The 16461-nt window shown below is 64.2% G+C and carries 11 protein-coding genes; 5 read left to right on the top strand and 6 right to left on the bottom strand.

Translation table 11 applies throughout. From position 1 onward, the window contains the following. Nucleotides 1-316 precede the first annotated feature (316 nt). Nucleotides 317-988, top strand: a complete 672-nt coding sequence (locus tag ACJMNC_RS14650) for a DUF6308 family protein (protein WP_408948692.1) — start codon at nucleotides 317-319, stop codon at nucleotides 986-988. 43 nt (nucleotides 989-1031) lie between these two features. Here the strand turns inward: ACJMNC_RS14650 and ACJMNC_RS14645 are convergent, their stop codons facing one another. Genes ACJMNC_RS14645 through ACJMNC_RS14635 form a run of 3 tightly spaced genes read right to left on the bottom strand, consistent with a single transcriptional unit; the run spans nucleotide 1032 to nucleotide 7264 of the window. Further along, complete coding sequence (locus ACJMNC_RS14645) at nucleotides 1032-4193, bottom strand: type I restriction endonuclease subunit R (RefSeq protein ID WP_408948691.1); 3162 nt, start codon at nucleotides 4191-4193, stop codon at nucleotides 1032-1034. Between the two features lie 3 nt (nucleotides 4194-4196). Then, nucleotides 4197-5465: a restriction endonuclease subunit S gene (locus ACJMNC_RS14640; protein ID WP_408948690.1), complete on the bottom strand. Its 1269-nt coding sequence runs from the start codon at nucleotides 5463-5465 to the stop codon at nucleotides 4197-4199. Beyond that, nucleotides 5462-7264: an N-6 DNA methylase gene (locus tag ACJMNC_RS14635; RefSeq protein ID WP_408948689.1), complete on the bottom strand. Its 1803-nt coding sequence runs from the start codon at nucleotides 7262-7264 to the stop codon at nucleotides 5462-5464. The genes ACJMNC_RS14640 and ACJMNC_RS14635 overlap by 4 nt, the downstream gene beginning before the upstream one ends. A gap of 545 nt (nucleotides 7265-7809) precedes the next feature. Between ACJMNC_RS14635 and ACJMNC_RS14630 the strand changes: the two genes are divergently transcribed. From ACJMNC_RS14630 to ACJMNC_RS14620, 3 genes are all read left to right on the top strand, one after another. Continuing rightward, complete coding sequence (locus ACJMNC_RS14630) at nucleotides 7810-9090, top strand: class I SAM-dependent DNA methyltransferase (protein ID WP_408948688.1); 1281 nt, start codon at nucleotides 7810-7812, stop codon at nucleotides 9088-9090. 430 nt (nucleotides 9091-9520) lie between these two features. Further along, nucleotides 9521-10240 (top strand): hypothetical protein, encoded by a 720-nt coding sequence (locus ACJMNC_RS14625; protein WP_408948687.1) that lies wholly within the window; start codon nucleotides 9521-9523, stop codon nucleotides 10238-10240. Next, the gene (locus ACJMNC_RS14620) at nucleotides 10228-11148 is read left to right on the top strand and encodes a hypothetical protein (RefSeq protein ID WP_408948686.1); all 921 of its coding nucleotides are present in this window, start codon (nucleotides 10228-10230) and stop codon (nucleotides 11146-11148) included. Before ACJMNC_RS14625 ends, ACJMNC_RS14620 begins: the two co-directional genes overlap by 13 nt. A 276-nt stretch (nucleotides 11149-11424) precedes the next feature. Here ACJMNC_RS14620 and ACJMNC_RS14615 read toward each other — a convergent pair whose 3' ends face one another. Further along, a complete protein-coding gene (locus ACJMNC_RS14615) occupies nucleotides 11425-12144 on the bottom strand; it encodes a hypothetical protein (protein WP_408948685.1) in 720 nt (239 codons plus the stop codon). Nucleotides 12145-12523: 379 nt separating this feature from the next. Here ACJMNC_RS14615 and clpB point away from each other — a divergent pair, with 379 nt between their 5' ends. Continuing rightward, nucleotides 12524-15076 carry an ATP-dependent chaperone ClpB gene (clpB, locus tag ACJMNC_RS14610; RefSeq protein ID WP_408948684.1) on the top strand — a complete coding sequence of 851 codons (2553 nt, stop codon included), beginning with the start codon at nucleotides 12524-12526 and terminating at the stop codon, nucleotides 15074-15076. 142 nt (nucleotides 15077-15218) lie between these two features. On the opposite strand, the gene ACJMNC_RS14605 is transcribed toward clpB, so the two are convergent. Then, nucleotides 15219-16022: a YoaK family protein gene (locus ACJMNC_RS14605; RefSeq protein WP_408948683.1), complete on the bottom strand. Its 804-nt coding sequence runs from the start codon at nucleotides 16020-16022 to the stop codon at nucleotides 15219-15221. 10 nt (nucleotides 16023-16032) lie between these two features. Next, the coding region (locus ACJMNC_RS14600; RefSeq protein WP_408948682.1) for a hypothetical protein at nucleotides 16033-16461 on the bottom strand (429 nt) is incomplete at its 5' end.

Raw genomic sequence — 16461 nt, 5'->3', positions numbered from 1 at the left:
TGAGTTACTCGATGGGGACGACCCGCAGCTTGCTCGCACTCGTATCGTGAAGGCGGCAGCTGAGTTTGTAGCTGAGTACCAAAACGAGCAGTCAAACGCTGACGATGGGATGTCGTAAACGCGAGCCGAGGCGAACGCCGCGAAAGCACCTACCTTGAGTACGCCGAAGACCTACCGGGACTGGACCTCTACCCGCAGCAAGTACGGCGGTGGTTGGCACGGCAGCGTGAAACCCATCGAAGGGCACGCGGCGACGCTGGCGTTGCGCAGGGCCCATTGAGCGACACCTAACACCGTCTTCGGGGTACCGTCGGTCATGGCCATTGACGGTATGCGCCTGCCGCTGATTCTCGACTCTGAACAGGGCGAACTTGCTGTCGACGTGCTGACTGACTACTTCCACGCCGATCCTCTGCCCGCTTACAGTGGGTCCCATTTCGAGCGGTTCGCTGGTGGTGGCGACCGTTTCGAGACAAGAGATGGGTTCGCCGTCGATGACCTTGTGGCGGTCACCCTTCTTGACGTCAGGATCCCCGGTGACGCGACCTTGCGGATTCTCGGCGACACCGACCCCGACTACCGCGACCAGTTGCGCGCACTACTGCGACGCCTCCCGACGGATCTTGACCTCGTCGATGCAGACGAGGATGTCCTCGCTGATGCTGAGAAGTTGTGGTCATTAGTACGGGGCAACCCCGGCGTAGGCCGTGCTAAGACCAGTAAACTCCTGGCACGCAAACGGCCCAGGCTGCTCCCGATTATGGACTCGGTGGTGGTCGAGACCGTCGGCCACAACACTCGCCGGCACAACTTCTACCACAACCTCCAAGCCGCACTGCGCGCCGACAACCGTCGGCTCGTCAAGCACCTCGACGAGATTCGAGGTGAGGCCGGGATCGAGAGTGACATCAGCACGATCAGAGTCTTCGACATCCTGGTATGGATGTGGGGAAGTGGCCGGGTCGATCGACTCGGCGTTCGCGGCTGATGGGCGCAACGTCAGACGAACCCCGGTGGTGCATGCCGTGGTCCTACGGTGACGCCTGATCAGCGACGACTCGGTAGAACCATTTCGCGATGTCGGCCAGGAGGTGGTCGCGTCCGGGGGTATTGCTGAAGAAGTAGTCGCTCATCTTCGAGTGGGCACCTTGGTTGTCGGCGACGGCACCGGTGACGGCGAACTCGAAGTCCGGTGACTCGGTGAACTGCTTGGCGGTGTTGACGCGGGCCTGCTGAACCAGGTCGGCGTCGGCCAGGAGGGTCGCCAGCAGGGCCTCGACGAACGAGGTCTTCTGCGCCTGCGAGAAGTCTTCGGACCCGAACAATTCGTTGAGCCTGTCGAGTACCTCCTGGAAGGCGACCATGGTGGGATCCCGGCGTTCCCCGGTGCCGGCGGCGGTCAGCCCGGTCAGTCCGGCCTTGGCGCCGAGGCTGATGTCGGTCTTGCCTTGGTCGATCTGCTTGACCTGTTTGAGGACCACGTCGGACAGGTCGATGGGGGCGGTGTAGTTGTCGGGTTTGATGACGCGTTCGAGCAGGCGCAGGTAGATGTGTTTCTTCTCGAGCTCGGGGTCGCCGTAGTCGATGATCTGGGACATGAAGTCGTAGAGCCGGACGAACGAGCCGACGTCGCGGCGGAACATGTCCAGCACCGCCAGCTCGGCCTGATCGCCGTCGCCGCCGTTGTGGAGGAGGGCGGCGGTGTAGCGGTCGGCGAACCGTTTTTGGCCTGGCCCGACTGTCGCGGAAAGCGCGGTATTGCCCTTGCCTTTCACGTAGTAGTCGGCGCACCGGTCGATCTCGGCCTGGGTATAGATGCCGGCGGTGTCGAGTTTGGCGGCCAGGTCGTGGACCAGGTTGGGGTCGGTCTCGGTTTCGAGGAAGGCGTCGGTGAAGTACGGTTCGAACGCTTCGCGGATGGTGGCCGGCTCGTTGACGAAGTCCACGACCTGGGTCATGGCCGCGGTCTTTACGGTGCCCGACGGTGTGCGGTAGGTGCGGTTCAACCGTGACAGGGTCTGGACGGCGGTGACGCCGGAGAGCTTCCGGTCGACGTACATCGCACACAGCAACGGTTGGTCGAAACCGGTCTGGAACTTGTTGGCCACGATCATTACCCGGTACTGATCCCCGGTGAACGCGGTGCGCAGATCCCGGACACCGGGGTTCATGGTGGCTTCGGTGAATTCCTCGGGTCCGGACTCGGGGTCAGGAACGGAGCCGGAGAACGCGACCAGGGTGCCGTAGCCGTAACCCTTGTCGGCGATGTAGCGGTCGATGGCGAGTTTGTATCGGACGGCGGCCTTGCGGGAATCGGCGACGACCATCGCCTTGGCATGCCCGTCGAGCAGGTCCGCGACGTTTTCCCGGAAGTGTTCGACGATGATCGCCGACTTCTGTGCGATGGTCTGCGGGTTGAGCTTGACCCACTTCATCACCGCCTTGGTCGCCTCGGACTGGTCGACCTCGTTCTCGGTGGCGGCGTTCTGGCCGATCTGGAAGGCGAGCTTGAAGCTGTGGTAGCCGGTGAGCACGTCGAGGATGTAGCCCTCCTCGATGGCCTGCTTCATCGTGTAGACGTGGAACGCGGCTGGCGGCTCGTCTGGGGCGGGGCGGCGGCCGAACAGTTCGAGGGTCTTGCCCTTGGGGGTCGCGGTGAACGCGAAGTAGGAGATGTTCGACGCGTCCGCTCGATCGGTGGCTTCGGCGGCCAGGATCGCCTCGACATCGATGTCGCCGCCGTCGTCGATGTTCTGGAGTTCTTCGGCGGTCAGGACGGCTTTGAGTTTCCCGGCGATCTGCCCGGACTGGGAGGAGTGGGCCTCGTCGGCGATCACCGCGAACGTTTTGCCCTTCAAACCCTTGTTCTCGCGGATCGCCGCCATGGCGTACGGGAACGTCTGGATCGTCACCACGATGATCAACTTCCCATCCAGCAGCGCTTTGGCCAGGATTCCGGACTTGGAGGCACCGGCCTTGGCGGCCTCCTCCCGGTCGATCGCGACCACGATTCCCGCGTCGTTGTCGATCTGGGTGATCGCATCCTGGAGCTGGGCGTCCAGGACGTTGCGGTCGGTGACGACGATGACCGAGTCGAACACCTTCGCGTTGTCGACCTGCAGCCGCGCCATGCGGTGCGCGGTCCAGGCGATCGAGTCAGTCTTGCCCGAGCCGGCCGAATGCTGAATCAGATACCGCTGTCCCGGGCCTTCGGCGGTGACGGCCGCGGTCAGGTCGGTGACCGCCTCCCACTGATGAAACCGCGGGAACCGCATGGTCGATGACCGGGTGGTCTTGCCGCTGATCGGGTCGGTCGACTGCTCGTGCTTGATGTACATCAGCCGACCCAGAATGTTCAGCCACGCATCCCGCTGAAGGACCCGTTCCCACAGGTACGAGGTGCGTGACCCGTGCGGGTTCAACGGGTTGCCGGCTCCGCCGTCTTCGGTGCCCCGGTTGAACGGCAGAAAATGGGTCTTGGCCCCGGCCAGGTTGGTGGTCATCCACACCTCGTCGTTGGAGACCGCGAAATGCACCAACGCCCGCGCCCCCGAGACGAACAGCGGCTCCACATGCCCGGACTTGGGGTCCTTCGGCAGACGCGTGGTCCGGTACTGATCGATCGCATCGGTCACCGTCTGCGTGAAATCAGTCTTCAACTCCGCCGTGGCCACCGGCAGACCGTTGACGAAGAACACCAGATCCACCGACCGGTTGTTCGCGGTAGAGAAATGCACCTGCCGCATCACCCGCAACCGCACCGCCGCATAATCGGTGTTGCGTTTGGAATTCAGGGATGTCTCGGGCCGAAACTGGCACATCGCGAACTTGCCCGACAGATGCGAAAACCCCTTGCGCAGCACGTTCAGGGTGCCGCCACCGTTGACCAACGGCAGGTCCAGGACCTTCACCAGCCGGTCGAGAAGCTGCCCCTCCTGCTGAGACTCCCGGTCGTTGAGCTCGCCTTGGTCGTTGAGCCTGCCCCGGTCGTTGAGCTTGTCGAAACGCACACCCGGCTTGATAACCTTCTCGACCTGCTCAGGCTGAGTGTCCCGCAACCAGCCCAGCACATCCTCCGGGAACAAGGCTCGCTCGCGGTCGTAGCCGGCGTCGGTGGGCGAGTACAGCCAACCGTGGGCGGCCAGGTACTCGGCGATCTCCCGCTCGAACTCGACCTCATTGTGCTGCGCCACGACTCACCCCACCTCATCCCACACATCAACCTGGCCAGTCACCGCAGCTGTAATCAGAGCCGAACGACGCTCTCGCGCCAACTCGATGAAGCGCTGCGCCTCTGAGATCAGTGTGTCGATCCGTGCAGTCTGATTGTCGATGAAGGCAACTATGCGGCGCTGCTCGTCGAGTGGGGGCCGAAGGTAGGGCGCTTCTCCGAGTTCATCACGATTGATCTTTGGCATCTTGACGCGCAAGGACATCTGCGTTGCGAAAGTGTGGAAGGGTTGCGCGAGCATGTAGTACTGCACGTACCGAAGGTCGTCTCCCTGCTTGCTGGACATCGCGTACATGTCTGCACTCGTCAGGCAATCGATCTCAGCGATTGCAACCTTGTTTAGAGATGGACGAATCTTGGAGTAGATGAGCTGCCCAGCTGACGCCAGGTACTTCCCGCTTTCCGCACCCTGCTCGCGGGCCGTTTCTCGATCCACGATCCTTCCTGTTCCAGCTTCGATATGGTTCGGGGCCACAAGAACCATCGACGCCCACGGCTCAACCTGCGGATCCACCTGACCAGTGTTTATATCGATTTCTCGACTGAATCGGCTGACTACCCAATGGGCTGGAACGGATCCAAGGTAGACGTTTCCACTGTCGACCAGTGGCGCTCGGTCAATTCCTGCGGTTGCAGCGTTTGTTATTACTGCCGATCGTCTCTCCCGTAGGAGATCGATGAGTCGCTGCTGCTCCTCGATGAGCGTGTCGATCCGGGCGGTCTCTCGGTCCAGGAAGTCGGCGATGGCACGCTGCTCGCCTAGCGGCGGGCGCTGGAACCATATGTTTCCAATCTGCCCGGCATTGAGGTTCGCCTGGGTGTTGCTGCGAACCTCGCGTAGGAGGTCATCACGCATGTCCAGTAACACATACCGAAGGAAGCGGGGATCCACGCGATCGTGGTTTGGCTCGATCCCGAGAAGTGCTTGGTTCCAAGTTGCTCGCAGGTCGAGGAACGCAACCTCGCCGACGCTTGCATACATTGCCAGCAGCAACGTGCCCGCTGTACCCATCGGCATCGTTCGGGTTGCGATCGCCTCTTTGGAGAGTGACTTCGCAGTATTGGTTACATAAGTGCGGCGGCTCATGTCTGAGATAGCGACAAACGGCGTGCCTTCGGGATTGTCGCCGTCCAACCAGAACGTGGGCTCATCTGTGGACGGGGTTGCACCTGCTTCCAGTTTGGTATCCCACTTGATACGTCCCCGATCCCAATGCTCGGGTAGGTCGATCATCCCTCCACCTCCCGAAGCAGGTGCATGATCTTCGCGACCTGCTTCTCGAGGTCGGCGTCGATCTCGGCGAGGGGGCGGGGTGGGATGTATTTGTAGAAGTGCCGGGTGAAGGGGATCTCGTAGCCGACCTTGGTCTTCTTCTCGTCGATCCACGCGTCAGGGACGTGCGGGAGCACTTCGGACTCGAAGTACGCCTTGATGGTTGCGTCTCGGTCGGTCTGCGTTGGCGGGGCTTCGACAAGCTCAGCCGGCGAGGTGGGCTCAGCCGGCGAGGTGGGCTGCCCGGTGGACGAGCGCTCGCGGCCGTAGGTGAAGGGGATGTTCTCGGTGTCGCGTTTCCTGGGGTCGGGTTTCGGGTTGCCCTTGCGGTCGGTGACCGGGTTGCCGTCGTCGTCGAGGAGGGGGCGTTCGACGGTGATGGTCCAGTAGCCGAAGTCGTCGGCGGTGAACACTTTGGAGTAGTCGGGGTCGGCGTCGTCGAACGCGTCGTAGAGGGCGAGGATCCGGTCGCGGGCGTCGGCATCGAGTTCACGGTTCTTGGCGCCGAGGCTCTTGCGCATCTTGGTCCAGAAGCTGGTGGCGTCGATCAGCTGGATCTTGCCCTGGCGTTCGGGCTGTTTGGTGTTGTCGAGGATCCAGATATAGGTGGCGATGCCGGTGTTGAAGAACATGTTGGTCGGCAGGGCGATGATCGCCTCGACCAGATCCGATTCCAGCAGCCACTGCCGGATCTTTGACGGCCCGGACTCGGCGGCGCCGGTGAACAGTGGCGAGCCGTTGAGGACGATTCCGGCCCGGCCGCCGCCGTCGTGCGGGGCCCGCATCTTCGAGGCGATGTGGCACAGGAACAGCATTTGTCCGTCGCCGATCGCCGGAAAACCGTGGGAGAAGCGGGAATTCGGCGCCAGGGCTTCCTTCTTCACCGCCTCTGCCGAGGCTTTCCAGTCCACTCCGTACGGGGGGTTGGACATGCAGAAGTCGAAGGTGCGGTCGAAGAACTGGTCGTCGGACAGGGTGTCGCCCAGTCGGATGTTGTCCACGTCCTGGCCTTTGGCGATCATGTCGGACTTGCAGATCGCATAGGACTGGTCGTTGATCTCCTGGCCGTACAGGCGCAGCCGGGCGTCGGGGTTGCGTTCGAGGAGGCGTTCTTCGGCGACCGAGAGCATGCCGCCGGTGCCGGCGGTGGGGTCGTAGATGGTGCGGACGGTGCCGGGTTCGAGCAGGGCGAGGTTCTCTTCGGCGAAGAGGAGATCGACCATGAGGCGGATCGCGTCGCGCGGGGTGTAGTGCTCGCCGGCCTCCTCGTTGGAGGCTTCGGCGAACTTGTAGATCAGGTGCTCGAACAGGTCGCCCATCTCGGCATTGGGCACCCGGTCGGGATGCAGATCCACTTCGGCGAACTGGGAGGTGACCAGATACAGGCGGTTCTTCTCGTCCAGGGTCGCCAGCTCGTTCTCGAACTTGAAGCGCTCGAAGACGTCGATGTTCGACGAGAAGCCGGTGATGTAGTCCATCAGGTTCGCCCGCACGCCCTCGGGGTCCTCCAGGAGGGTGGTGAAGTCGAACGGACTGGTGTTGTAGAACGACAGGCCCGTCTTGCGTCTGACCTGCACGTCCAGTGCGCCGCCGTCGTACTGCTCGGCCAGCTTCCGGATCTCGTCGCGGTGGGGTTCGAGGATGCAATCCAGGCGGCGCAGGATCGTGAACGGCAGGATCACTCCGCCGTACTGATGCGGCTTGTACACGCCTCGTAACTGGTCGGCGATGCCCCACACGAAGTTGCCCAGGTTACTCAAGTCGTCTCTCCTTCAGCCGTCCGTACCGCACTCATCAGGCTAATCACAGCCCATGGGATCTGTGACGAGGCGGACGGGTTCGGTCGCATGCGATGGGGTCGAGCTGGAGAAGTGCTTCGCTGGGAGTCGCATCGACGCGGCGGCGGGCGAGCCAGCGGTCTACGGTGTCGCTGGGGGCCAGTCCAGTGGGCGACGCGGCCGATGGCGACGGAGAGTTGCGCGGCCGTCATGAGTGCAAGCCTGTGCAGCATCGCAACCAAGCCCCGAGGCAACCGCGCTTTCCGAACATGATCGTGTCGAACCTTCCATAACTGGTCGAGGTCGATGCGGGGTTGCGTGGAGAAACGCCGAGAGAAACACTGACGCGAGAAGCCGCAAGCGTTCTTCTGGTGCGCTTCTGGAACGTGTCAGTGCAGGGTGCATGAGTCTGTCCTTCGTTGTGGATGGGTGCAACGCTCCGACTTTGCATTGTCAGTCCGCCGTGGTACGTTCACTGGCTCGCTTGAACGAGAAGGGAGGGAAATCCGATGACAAAGGAAGCATCAATGCGCGACGAAGTGCGCGCCCGGCTACGCGTTGCTGGTTTCGAACTCGTCCAGCTCGAGGCCCCGATCGACCCGCGGTCGAAGGTCCGTCCAGATGTGGTGGCTTGGGCTGCGGACAACAGTGGCGAACTTGTTCCGTGGGCAGTCGTCGAGATCAAGTCTGGCCAGTTTAAGACCCCAGAACTGGCCCTCCCGGCCCTGGCTCGAAGCCGCGATCTTCTTGGCACGACCGACCATTACGCGGTAGTCAACGGACAGTGGTTCAAGGCTGACCGGAGCGTCCGCTCTCTTGAGCCGGTGGATGGGCCGACCCCGCCGCAGCATGGGCCGCGAGGTTTGCTCGTCGACGAAGGTCTCGCGACTTCTCTGTTGCTCAAGTCGTTGTGGCGTCACGTTGACGGGGAGCGCGCTCACGGTGCTCAGGTTGACAACTTCTTCCCGGCCGCTGATCTCACTGCTGAGCCGGACGTCGCCGGTATCGAGACGGCCGATGGCTTCGTGCCGGTGCGTAGCGATGTGCTCTGGCAGGCGAGACGCCGCGCACTGATTGAGTTCGCCAGCAATACGGGCAAGGGCGAGGCTCTGGCCTCTGATCCGGTGATTGCACGGGCAATGGCCGATCTGGCGGGGCCGCCCATCGCTGGCACCGTGCTTGATCCGTTCTGCGGCACAGGTTCCTTCCTCTGGGCCGTGATGGATCGCGCACTGCGGCACGATGCGCCGGTCGAGTTCGTCGGGGTCGAGGTGAACGACGGCCTGGCCAGCCTGGCGGGCACTATTGGGCGGACGGCGCCGCTGCTGACGACGATCGTCTCGGGAGATGCTTTCGAGGTTGAGTTGCCGTTGGCAGACCTTGTGCTGGCCGCACCCCCGCTTGGGATGCGCCTTCGCGAACCTCGGGTGCTCCTCGATGGTTCGACCACGACCGACATGACGGTTGCAGCGGTCGACCTCGCACTGCAGCAACTACGACCAGGTGGTCGCGCGGTGCTTCACGTTGCAGCCGGGTTCACCTTCCAGCGCGCCGCCGAGCAATACCGCCAGTACCTCGCTGAGCAACTCCGCGTGGCTGCGCTTATCGGTCTTCCTGGTGGCGCGGTGCCTGGCACCGGCGTGCGCTCTGTGCTCCTCGTGATCGAGCGGCGCGAGCCCGGGGAGACCTTCGTCGCGCAGCTCGGGGAGGACTGGGAGACGCAGCTGGCTTCGGGTGGCGCAGCCTTGACGGCGGCGCTCGCCCACATCGATGGCGATAGGACTGGTGGCGGTCGTGGCTACCACTAACATTCTCGACCTCCGCCGTCAGGCGAGCTGGGAACCCTCCCGCCTGCTCGCGGGTGCATTCGAGTGGCCGATTCAGGCGCCGAACGTAGCGCTTCGGGAACTCGTGGCGACTTTGGCCCCAGCGTCGTTCGCAGACGTGGGAACACCCGTCATTACCCCTGACGGTGTCGATGTGGCCCGTGGTGGAGTACGCCGCCGAAGTCGCAAGTACCAGGGTGCGGCCTACCAGGTGGGGTCGGAGCTTCGTCAAGGAGACCTTCTTGTCCCGCGTAGCCCATCGGGTCTTGCCCTTCTCGTCTCGGACGCTATGGCGGGCGCGTTGGTGTCGTCGGCCTTCTATGCGCTGCGCCCAGGGCGAGAGGTGTCTGCGCTGTGGTTGTGGGGCCTGCTGAACTCTCGATCAGGGCTTGATCTTCGAAGAAGCCTCGCTGTGGGTTCGGCAGCATTGCTGTTGGCCCTCAGTGACCTCCTCGACATCGCGATCCCGCTGCCCACGCTGATCAAGCAACACGCGCTGATCGAGGCACTGCAGAGCGAGGCGTCAACGACCCACCTCGAGGAAGAGGAGGCTCCCGAGACGTGGTGGCGCACAGCCGACCTGCGGGGGAGCGAGTGGCGCTTCATGCTGGCCAGCCCGCGCCCGGACCTCCTCCAGGAGGGCATCCCTCTCAAGGACTATTGCAGCGAGATCGTGAAGGGACGCCCGGTCCGGGACGGCGCCGTCGAGGAGCAAGAGGTCGGCTTCCTGCCCGTCGCAGATATCCGCATGCTCTCAGGGAACCCGCCCCGGCGCTGGGTGCCTGCGACCGCCGAGCGCGTGACCGTGGTTCGCCCCGGCGATCTGTGTGTCGCGGAGCCCGGCGAGCGTCCACACGCGACAGTCGCACAGACCGAAGCTGTGGCAGATCTACGCGTCTACGTGCTACGCCTGCGCGACCCTCACCTGGGACCAGCACTCGCGCAGTACCTCAACGGCCGGGAGGGCTTCGCTCTTCGCAAGATCCTGATCAGCGGAGCCGCCATCCCCATCCTTCGCCGGAACGACCTCGAAAACCTCCCTGTCCGCCCGGAGGCGCTCGACCAGCTCGTGCCAGACCTGCCAGTCACCCCGCTCGCCGATCGCCTGGAGCGCCTGCTGTGGCTGAGTTGAAGTGCGAGTTCGCTCCGATCGTCTACGCTGAGCTGTACCGGCTCCTCGCCAGCAACAAGAGCTTGGCCGACCCGCTGGGGTACCGGCTTGACGAGATCAGGTACGACGTCGACTGGCTCGACGAGGCAATCGAAGCCTACGAGGACAAGTGGACTTCCGACCTGCAGTACATGACGCCTGACACTGTTGCCGACTTTGCGCTGAGTCAGCCGGACCACGCCGTGCTTGCGACCTGGATCCTGGCCGGTCTACGCAACGCTGGCCGGTGCTACGACCTTTCGAAGGACCTCCAACAGCGGGTCTTGGACCGAGCACAGAAGGACCTTCCGGGACTGGCTGTTCCGCTGCCGAGCGCGCTCAACCCGGTGATCTATGGCTGGACCTTAGGCTGCGGCGTCAGCTCTGACGATCTGCCGGCAATGCCGGCGGTTCTCCCGCTCGAAGAGAACGTGCGGCATGCCTTTCTCGGCTTCATGGAACATGTACTCGTTCTCCAGTCGATGGCGACGCCTTGGCCAGAGATGATGTCCACGGCGACGTACTGGCGCGGCTATGGCATTGCGGAAGGCCTTCTACCGGAGCTCGGCAACGGTGGCCACGCACTGAATCAGCTCAAGAATGAGGCCGGCCCCTTGATGGAGCCGCCTATGTACATATTGTTGGAGCGCTACTTCAAGGAGTTCAACCAGCGCCGTCAATCCGTGTCTCACGTGGCACGGGATGACTCTCGGCCGTCGTTCGTCGAGGTCGCGAAGACGATCCAGGATTGGGACGGTCTGCGAATGGCCGTTGTCGGCCTGACCCAGTTCGTCTACCAAGAGGTCTCAAAGGAGCTCCTGAACACTCCGCCCCATTCCATCAGGCCCGCGGTCTGGGACAACCTCATCCACGAGATCCGCACATGGTAGCCGGTGCCGCAGTGGCGCAGCCCCGGAAACGCCCCTGATGTGTCGGCCGTCCGTTCTGCAGTCGGCCGCTCCCTGGAACGGCGGGCAGCTCAGGAGGAGTTGGTGCTCGTTATCCAGATCGCCTGCGACCTGCCGCTCGACATCGCGAAAGGTCTGACCTGAGATCGTGCGCTCGAGCGTGATCTCGGTAGTCGGGTGGTTATCGGTGCTGGTCATCGTGTTTTGGCTTCAGGGTTCACCCGACAGGTCGGAGTCTGCCGATCTGTCAGCCACGAATCAGAGCTGCTTGAGTTCTGGAATGCCGGACCGCTGCATAGTCGCACGAGCGATATCGATGAGCGGTGCGTTCGGCGATAGAACGGGGGTCTCGTCGAGTTGGAACCTGTTGAACCCCGAGCTCTCCAGTTCGGTGCGGAAGTCCTCTACGCGGCCCCACCAGTCGTTGGCGACAAGGGGACCGCGTGCCCATGGAACGATGGCGTCTTGAGTTCGTTCACCAGCATTGACCGGGGCAAGTACCACGATGGCCAGCAACCCGTACACGACGATCTCCGGTAGCCGGATTGCTTCAGAGGTGAACTGGACAGGGTAGTTGCCGGGCACGTCGTCGTGCGGAATCAAGGAGAAGACTAGTGGGACCTCGTCGCCGTGCCCGAGTGTGCACCTGTGTTGGAGATATAGCAGGTCGGCGATATCCGGCTCACCGCCACGCTCCTTGGGGGTGACGCGGAGGCTGGGGTACGGAAATCGCGTCCGCGCCAAGTCCATCGCGGGAAGGCCCACGGCGCTGAGGATATCGAGGTGCTCTCGAATCGCCGCCGTGAAGCGCTCGCCTACGGGTCCTCCGGTCATTCGTTTTCCGGTCGCGTCCACCGCGATACAGGCGTGCAGCATTGCTGCTTCTCCCAGTACTTGACGCGGGCGTTGCTCTGGGGTGAACCGGCGAGCGCGGTTCAGCATGTCGACCGAGAGCTGGACAGAGTCACCGATGCGCACGCCACTCAGACTATCTGCGAGTGACGGCCCACACAGAAGCGTAACGCTACTCGCTTGGGGGCGCCGACCGTGGGCACTACTGGCTAGCTAGTGGCTGGAGTCTTCGTTGTTCAGATCAGATGTGGCCTCAATCCAGACTTTGTGACCGCTGTGGCTGGAGGGGCACTACTGTCCAGTAATCCAGAAATTCGCTCCGCCAGTCCAGACTCTGAGCGCCCGCGGCAGCTGACACTGTGGCATATCTCATAGGCCGGGCCGTAAGTTTAGTGGAACAGACTCAACTCTTAGGGTGTTGAATCCACATGAGAGGCCGACTTGAGCCTCGTAGACTTAACTCCGGAAGACCCGGAGAGCTATGCCAACAGAAAGGCGAGTGCAAGTGGACAGCTTCACCCCCACCACCAAGACGCAGGCTGCGCTGCAGGCCGCCGTCCAGGACGCCGCTGCCGCCGGCAATCCGGATGTGCGTCCCGCGCATATCCTCGCCGCGCTCCTCGACCAGACCGACGGAATCGCTTCGCCGCTGCTCAAGGCGGTGGGAGTGGATCCCTCGCACATCCGGACGCAGGCCCGCGACCTGGTCGGCCGTGCGCCCGTCGTGTCCAGCTCGGCGGCCCAGCCGCAGCTCAGCCGCGAATCGATCGCCGCCATCACCGAAGCCCAGAAACTGGCGACGGAGATGGGCGACGAATATGTCTCCACCGAGCACCTGATGGTCGGACTGGCTACCGGCGACTCGGATGCGGCCCGGCTACTCGCCGGCGCCGGCGCCACCCCGGACGCACTGCGGGAGGCCTTCGTCGCCGTCCGCGGCACCGCCCGGGTGACCAGTGAGAACCCGGAGGACACCTATCAGTCGCTGGAGAAGTACTCCACCGACCTGACCAAGCGCGCCCGTGCGGGCGAGCTCGACCCGGTCATCGGTCGGGACAGCGAGATTCGCCGCGTGGTGCAGGTGCTGAGCCGGCGCACCAAGAACAACCCGGTCCTCATCGGCGAGCCGGGCGTCGGCAAGACGGCCATCGTCGAAGGCCTGGCGCAGCGTGTCGTCGCCGGCGACGTGCCGGAGTCGTTGCGCAACAAGACCGTCGTCTCCCTGGACCTGGGTTCGATGGTGGCCGGCGCCAAGTACCGCGGTGAGTTCGAGGAACGCCTCAAGGCCGTGCTCGACGAGATCAAGGCCTCCGACGGCCAGATCATCACCTTCATCGACGAGCTGCACACCATCGTCGGCGCCGGCGCGACCGGCGAATCGGCGATGGACGCCGGCAACATGATCAAGCCCATGCTCGCCCGCGGCGAACTGCGGCTGGTCGGCGCGACCACCCTCGAGGAGTACCGCCAGTACATCGAGAAGGACGCCGCGCTCGAACGCCGCTTCCAGCAGGTCTACGTCGGTGAGCCCTCCGTCGAGGACACCATCGGCATCCTCCGCGGCCTCAAGGACCGCTACGAGGTGCACCACGGCGTCCGCATCACCGACTCCGCATTGGTCGCTGCCGCAACGCTTTCCGACCGCTACATCACCTCGCGCTTCCTGCCGGACAAGGCCATCGACCTGGTCGACGAGGCCGCCTCCCGGCTGCGCATGGAGATCGACTCGCGCCCCGTCGAGATCGACGAGGTGGAGCGCATCGTCCGGCGGCTCGAAGTGGAAGAGGTGGCCCTGGAGAAGGAGACTGACGCCGCCTCCAAGGAGCGCCTGGAGAAGCTGCGCGGCGAACTGGCCGATCAGCGGGAGAAGCTCAACGAGCTCAACGCCCGCTGGCAGGGCGAGAAGACCGCCATCGACGCCATCCGCGACGTGCAGGAGGAACTCGAGAAGCTGCGCGGCGAAGCCGACCGCGCCGAACGCGACGGCGATCTGGGCCGGGCCGCCGAGCTGCGGTACGGCCGGGTCCCGGCCCTCGAGAAGGAGCTTGAGGCCGCGATTGAGAAGACCGGCACCGACCCCGACGAGGACACCATGCTCTCCGAGGAGGTGGGACCGGACGCCGTCGCCGAGGTCGTCTCGGCGTGGACCGGTGTGCCCGCGGGCAAGATGCTCGAAGGCGAGACCGCCAAGCTGCTGCGCATGGAGGCCGAACTCGGCAAGCGCGTCATCGGCCAGACCGAGGCGGTCACCGCCGTCTCCGACGCGGTGCGTCGCGCCCGGGCCGGCGTCGCCGACCCGAACCGGCCGCTGGGATCGTTCCTGTTCCTCGGCCCTACCGGCACCGGCAAGACCGAACTGTCCAAGGCGCTCGCCGAGTTCATGTTCGACGACGAGCGCGCCATGGTCCGTATCGACATGAGCGAGTACGGCGAGAAGCACAGCGTCGCCCGGCTCGTCGGCGCCCCTCCCGGGTACGTCGGCTACGAGGCCGGCGGCCAGCTCACCGAATCGGTGCGCCGCCGCCCCTACACCGTGGTGCTCTTCGACGAGGTGGAGAAGGCGCATCCGGACGTCTTCGACGTCCTGCTGCAGGTCCTCGACGAGGGTCGGCTGACCGACGGTCAGGGCCGCACGGTGGACTTCCGGAACACCATCTTGATCCTGACGTCCAACCTGGGCGCCGGCGGCGACCGCGACCAGGTGATGGCAGCCGTGCGTGCGGCCTTCAAGCCGGAGTTCATCAACCGTCTCGACGACGTGGTGATCTTCGACGCGCTGAGCCCCGAGCAGTTGGTGTCCATCGTCGACATCCAGATCGACAACCTGGCCGCCCGCCTCGAACAGCGGCGCCTGCACCTGCAGGTCACGCCCAAGGCCAAGGAATGGCTGGCAGAGCGCGGCTTTGATCCGCTCTACGGTGCGCGGCCGCTGCGCCGACTGGTCCAGCAGGCGATCGGCGACCAGCTCGCCAAGGCCCTGCTGGCCGGCACCGTCCGCGACGGCGACACCGTCCCGGTCAACGTCAGCGCCGACGGCGAATCGCTGATCGTCGGCTGACACGCTGACTCTGCGGCCCGCAGACGCAACGGCTCCGCACCCGATGGGTGCGGAGCCGTTGCGCCGGCCACTTCGTCTCGTAGGCGACAGTCCCGCACCGGTTCTCCGGTGCGGGACTGTCGTGTTCGGTGGGTGACGAGCGTCAGGCGAAGGTGCCGCCCTGGCTCGGATCCACGTTCTGCTGCCGGCGGGTCAGCGACACCACGAGCAGAGCGAGCGCGATCGCCGCGGGCAGGAAGACGGACGCCCCGTTGGTGCCGTACTTGTCGAGCGAGAAGCCGATCGCACCGCCGCCGGCGAATCCGAGCAGAGTGAGGAAGAAGATCCCCGACCACTTCAGATTCGGTTCGCCGTTGATGCCCTTCTTGGAGAAGAAGGACTGCACCAGGAAGTTGAACGCCATCTGCACCACGAAGGTCACCGCCACGTTGCCGTAGAGCATGCCGTGGTTCTTGTGGAAGGCGTTGCCCTGGGCGCCGGCGACGAAGCTGATCGCCACCGCGATCCACTGCGCGCTCATGTCGTGGTCCTTGCCGAAGTCCAGCACGTTCGCGGTGTCGTGCGGATTGGTGCCGACGATCGTCAGCGCCAGGATGCCCAGAACGATCAACAGCACGGTCATCGACGTGAGCACCGCATTGGTGAAGTTGCGGCCGCGCCGCAGATACGAGGTCATCAGCACACCGCACACCGCCGACCCCAGACCGAAGGCCAGCACCGAGATCGCCGGGAAGGCGAACTTGGCCCAGTTACCGTCCACCAGCCAGTACCCCATCGACACCACGTTGCCGGACTGCACCGTGGAGAAGGTCGACGAGTTGGTCAGCGTCCACGCGTTCATCGAGCCGGCCATCATGGCCAGCAGGAAGCCGACGATCGGCAACTCCATCAGCGGAAAGCGCACCGTCTCCGGGTGCGCGTCGATCACCTTGGTTGGACTTGTCATTGCCTCCCCCTCAGAAGACGTCAGCAGCCCGGGGGGGTTGATGCCCGGGCTGATCCGGTGAAGCAGATCCCCCGACCGCCCGCACCGGCGCCAGCGCGTCGGTGATGGCGACGAAGCGAGACAGATGCTCGCTGAGCACCTCGGCCGCGACCGCGGTGTCCGCGATCTTGCCGTGTGCCAGTACAAAACTCAGCCCGTACGGATTGCCGTCGAGCTTGTTCATGGTGGCGCTCGCCGTACTCGGCGGCACCAGCACGCAGCCCCACGCCGCACCGACAGCGTTGAGGTCGTCGACGACCCGCTCCTGACCGGCGTGGGCGAACGCCGACGTGGCCATCGCGGTGAACGTCTTGTTCAGATAGGCGCCGGCCACCGCAGCGTCGTGGTCTTGGTGCTGCGACGCCACCGGCCGCGGATAGACTTGTTCTGCAAGTGGCGC

It is taken from the genome of Gordonia sp. VNK21, assembly GCF_046098115.1.
Classification (GTDB): domain Bacteria; phylum Actinomycetota; class Actinomycetes; order Mycobacteriales; family Mycobacteriaceae; genus Gordonia.
The sequence above is the reverse complement of the archived record's forward strand: the minus strand, read 5'-3'. Positions and strand labels throughout refer to the sequence as shown.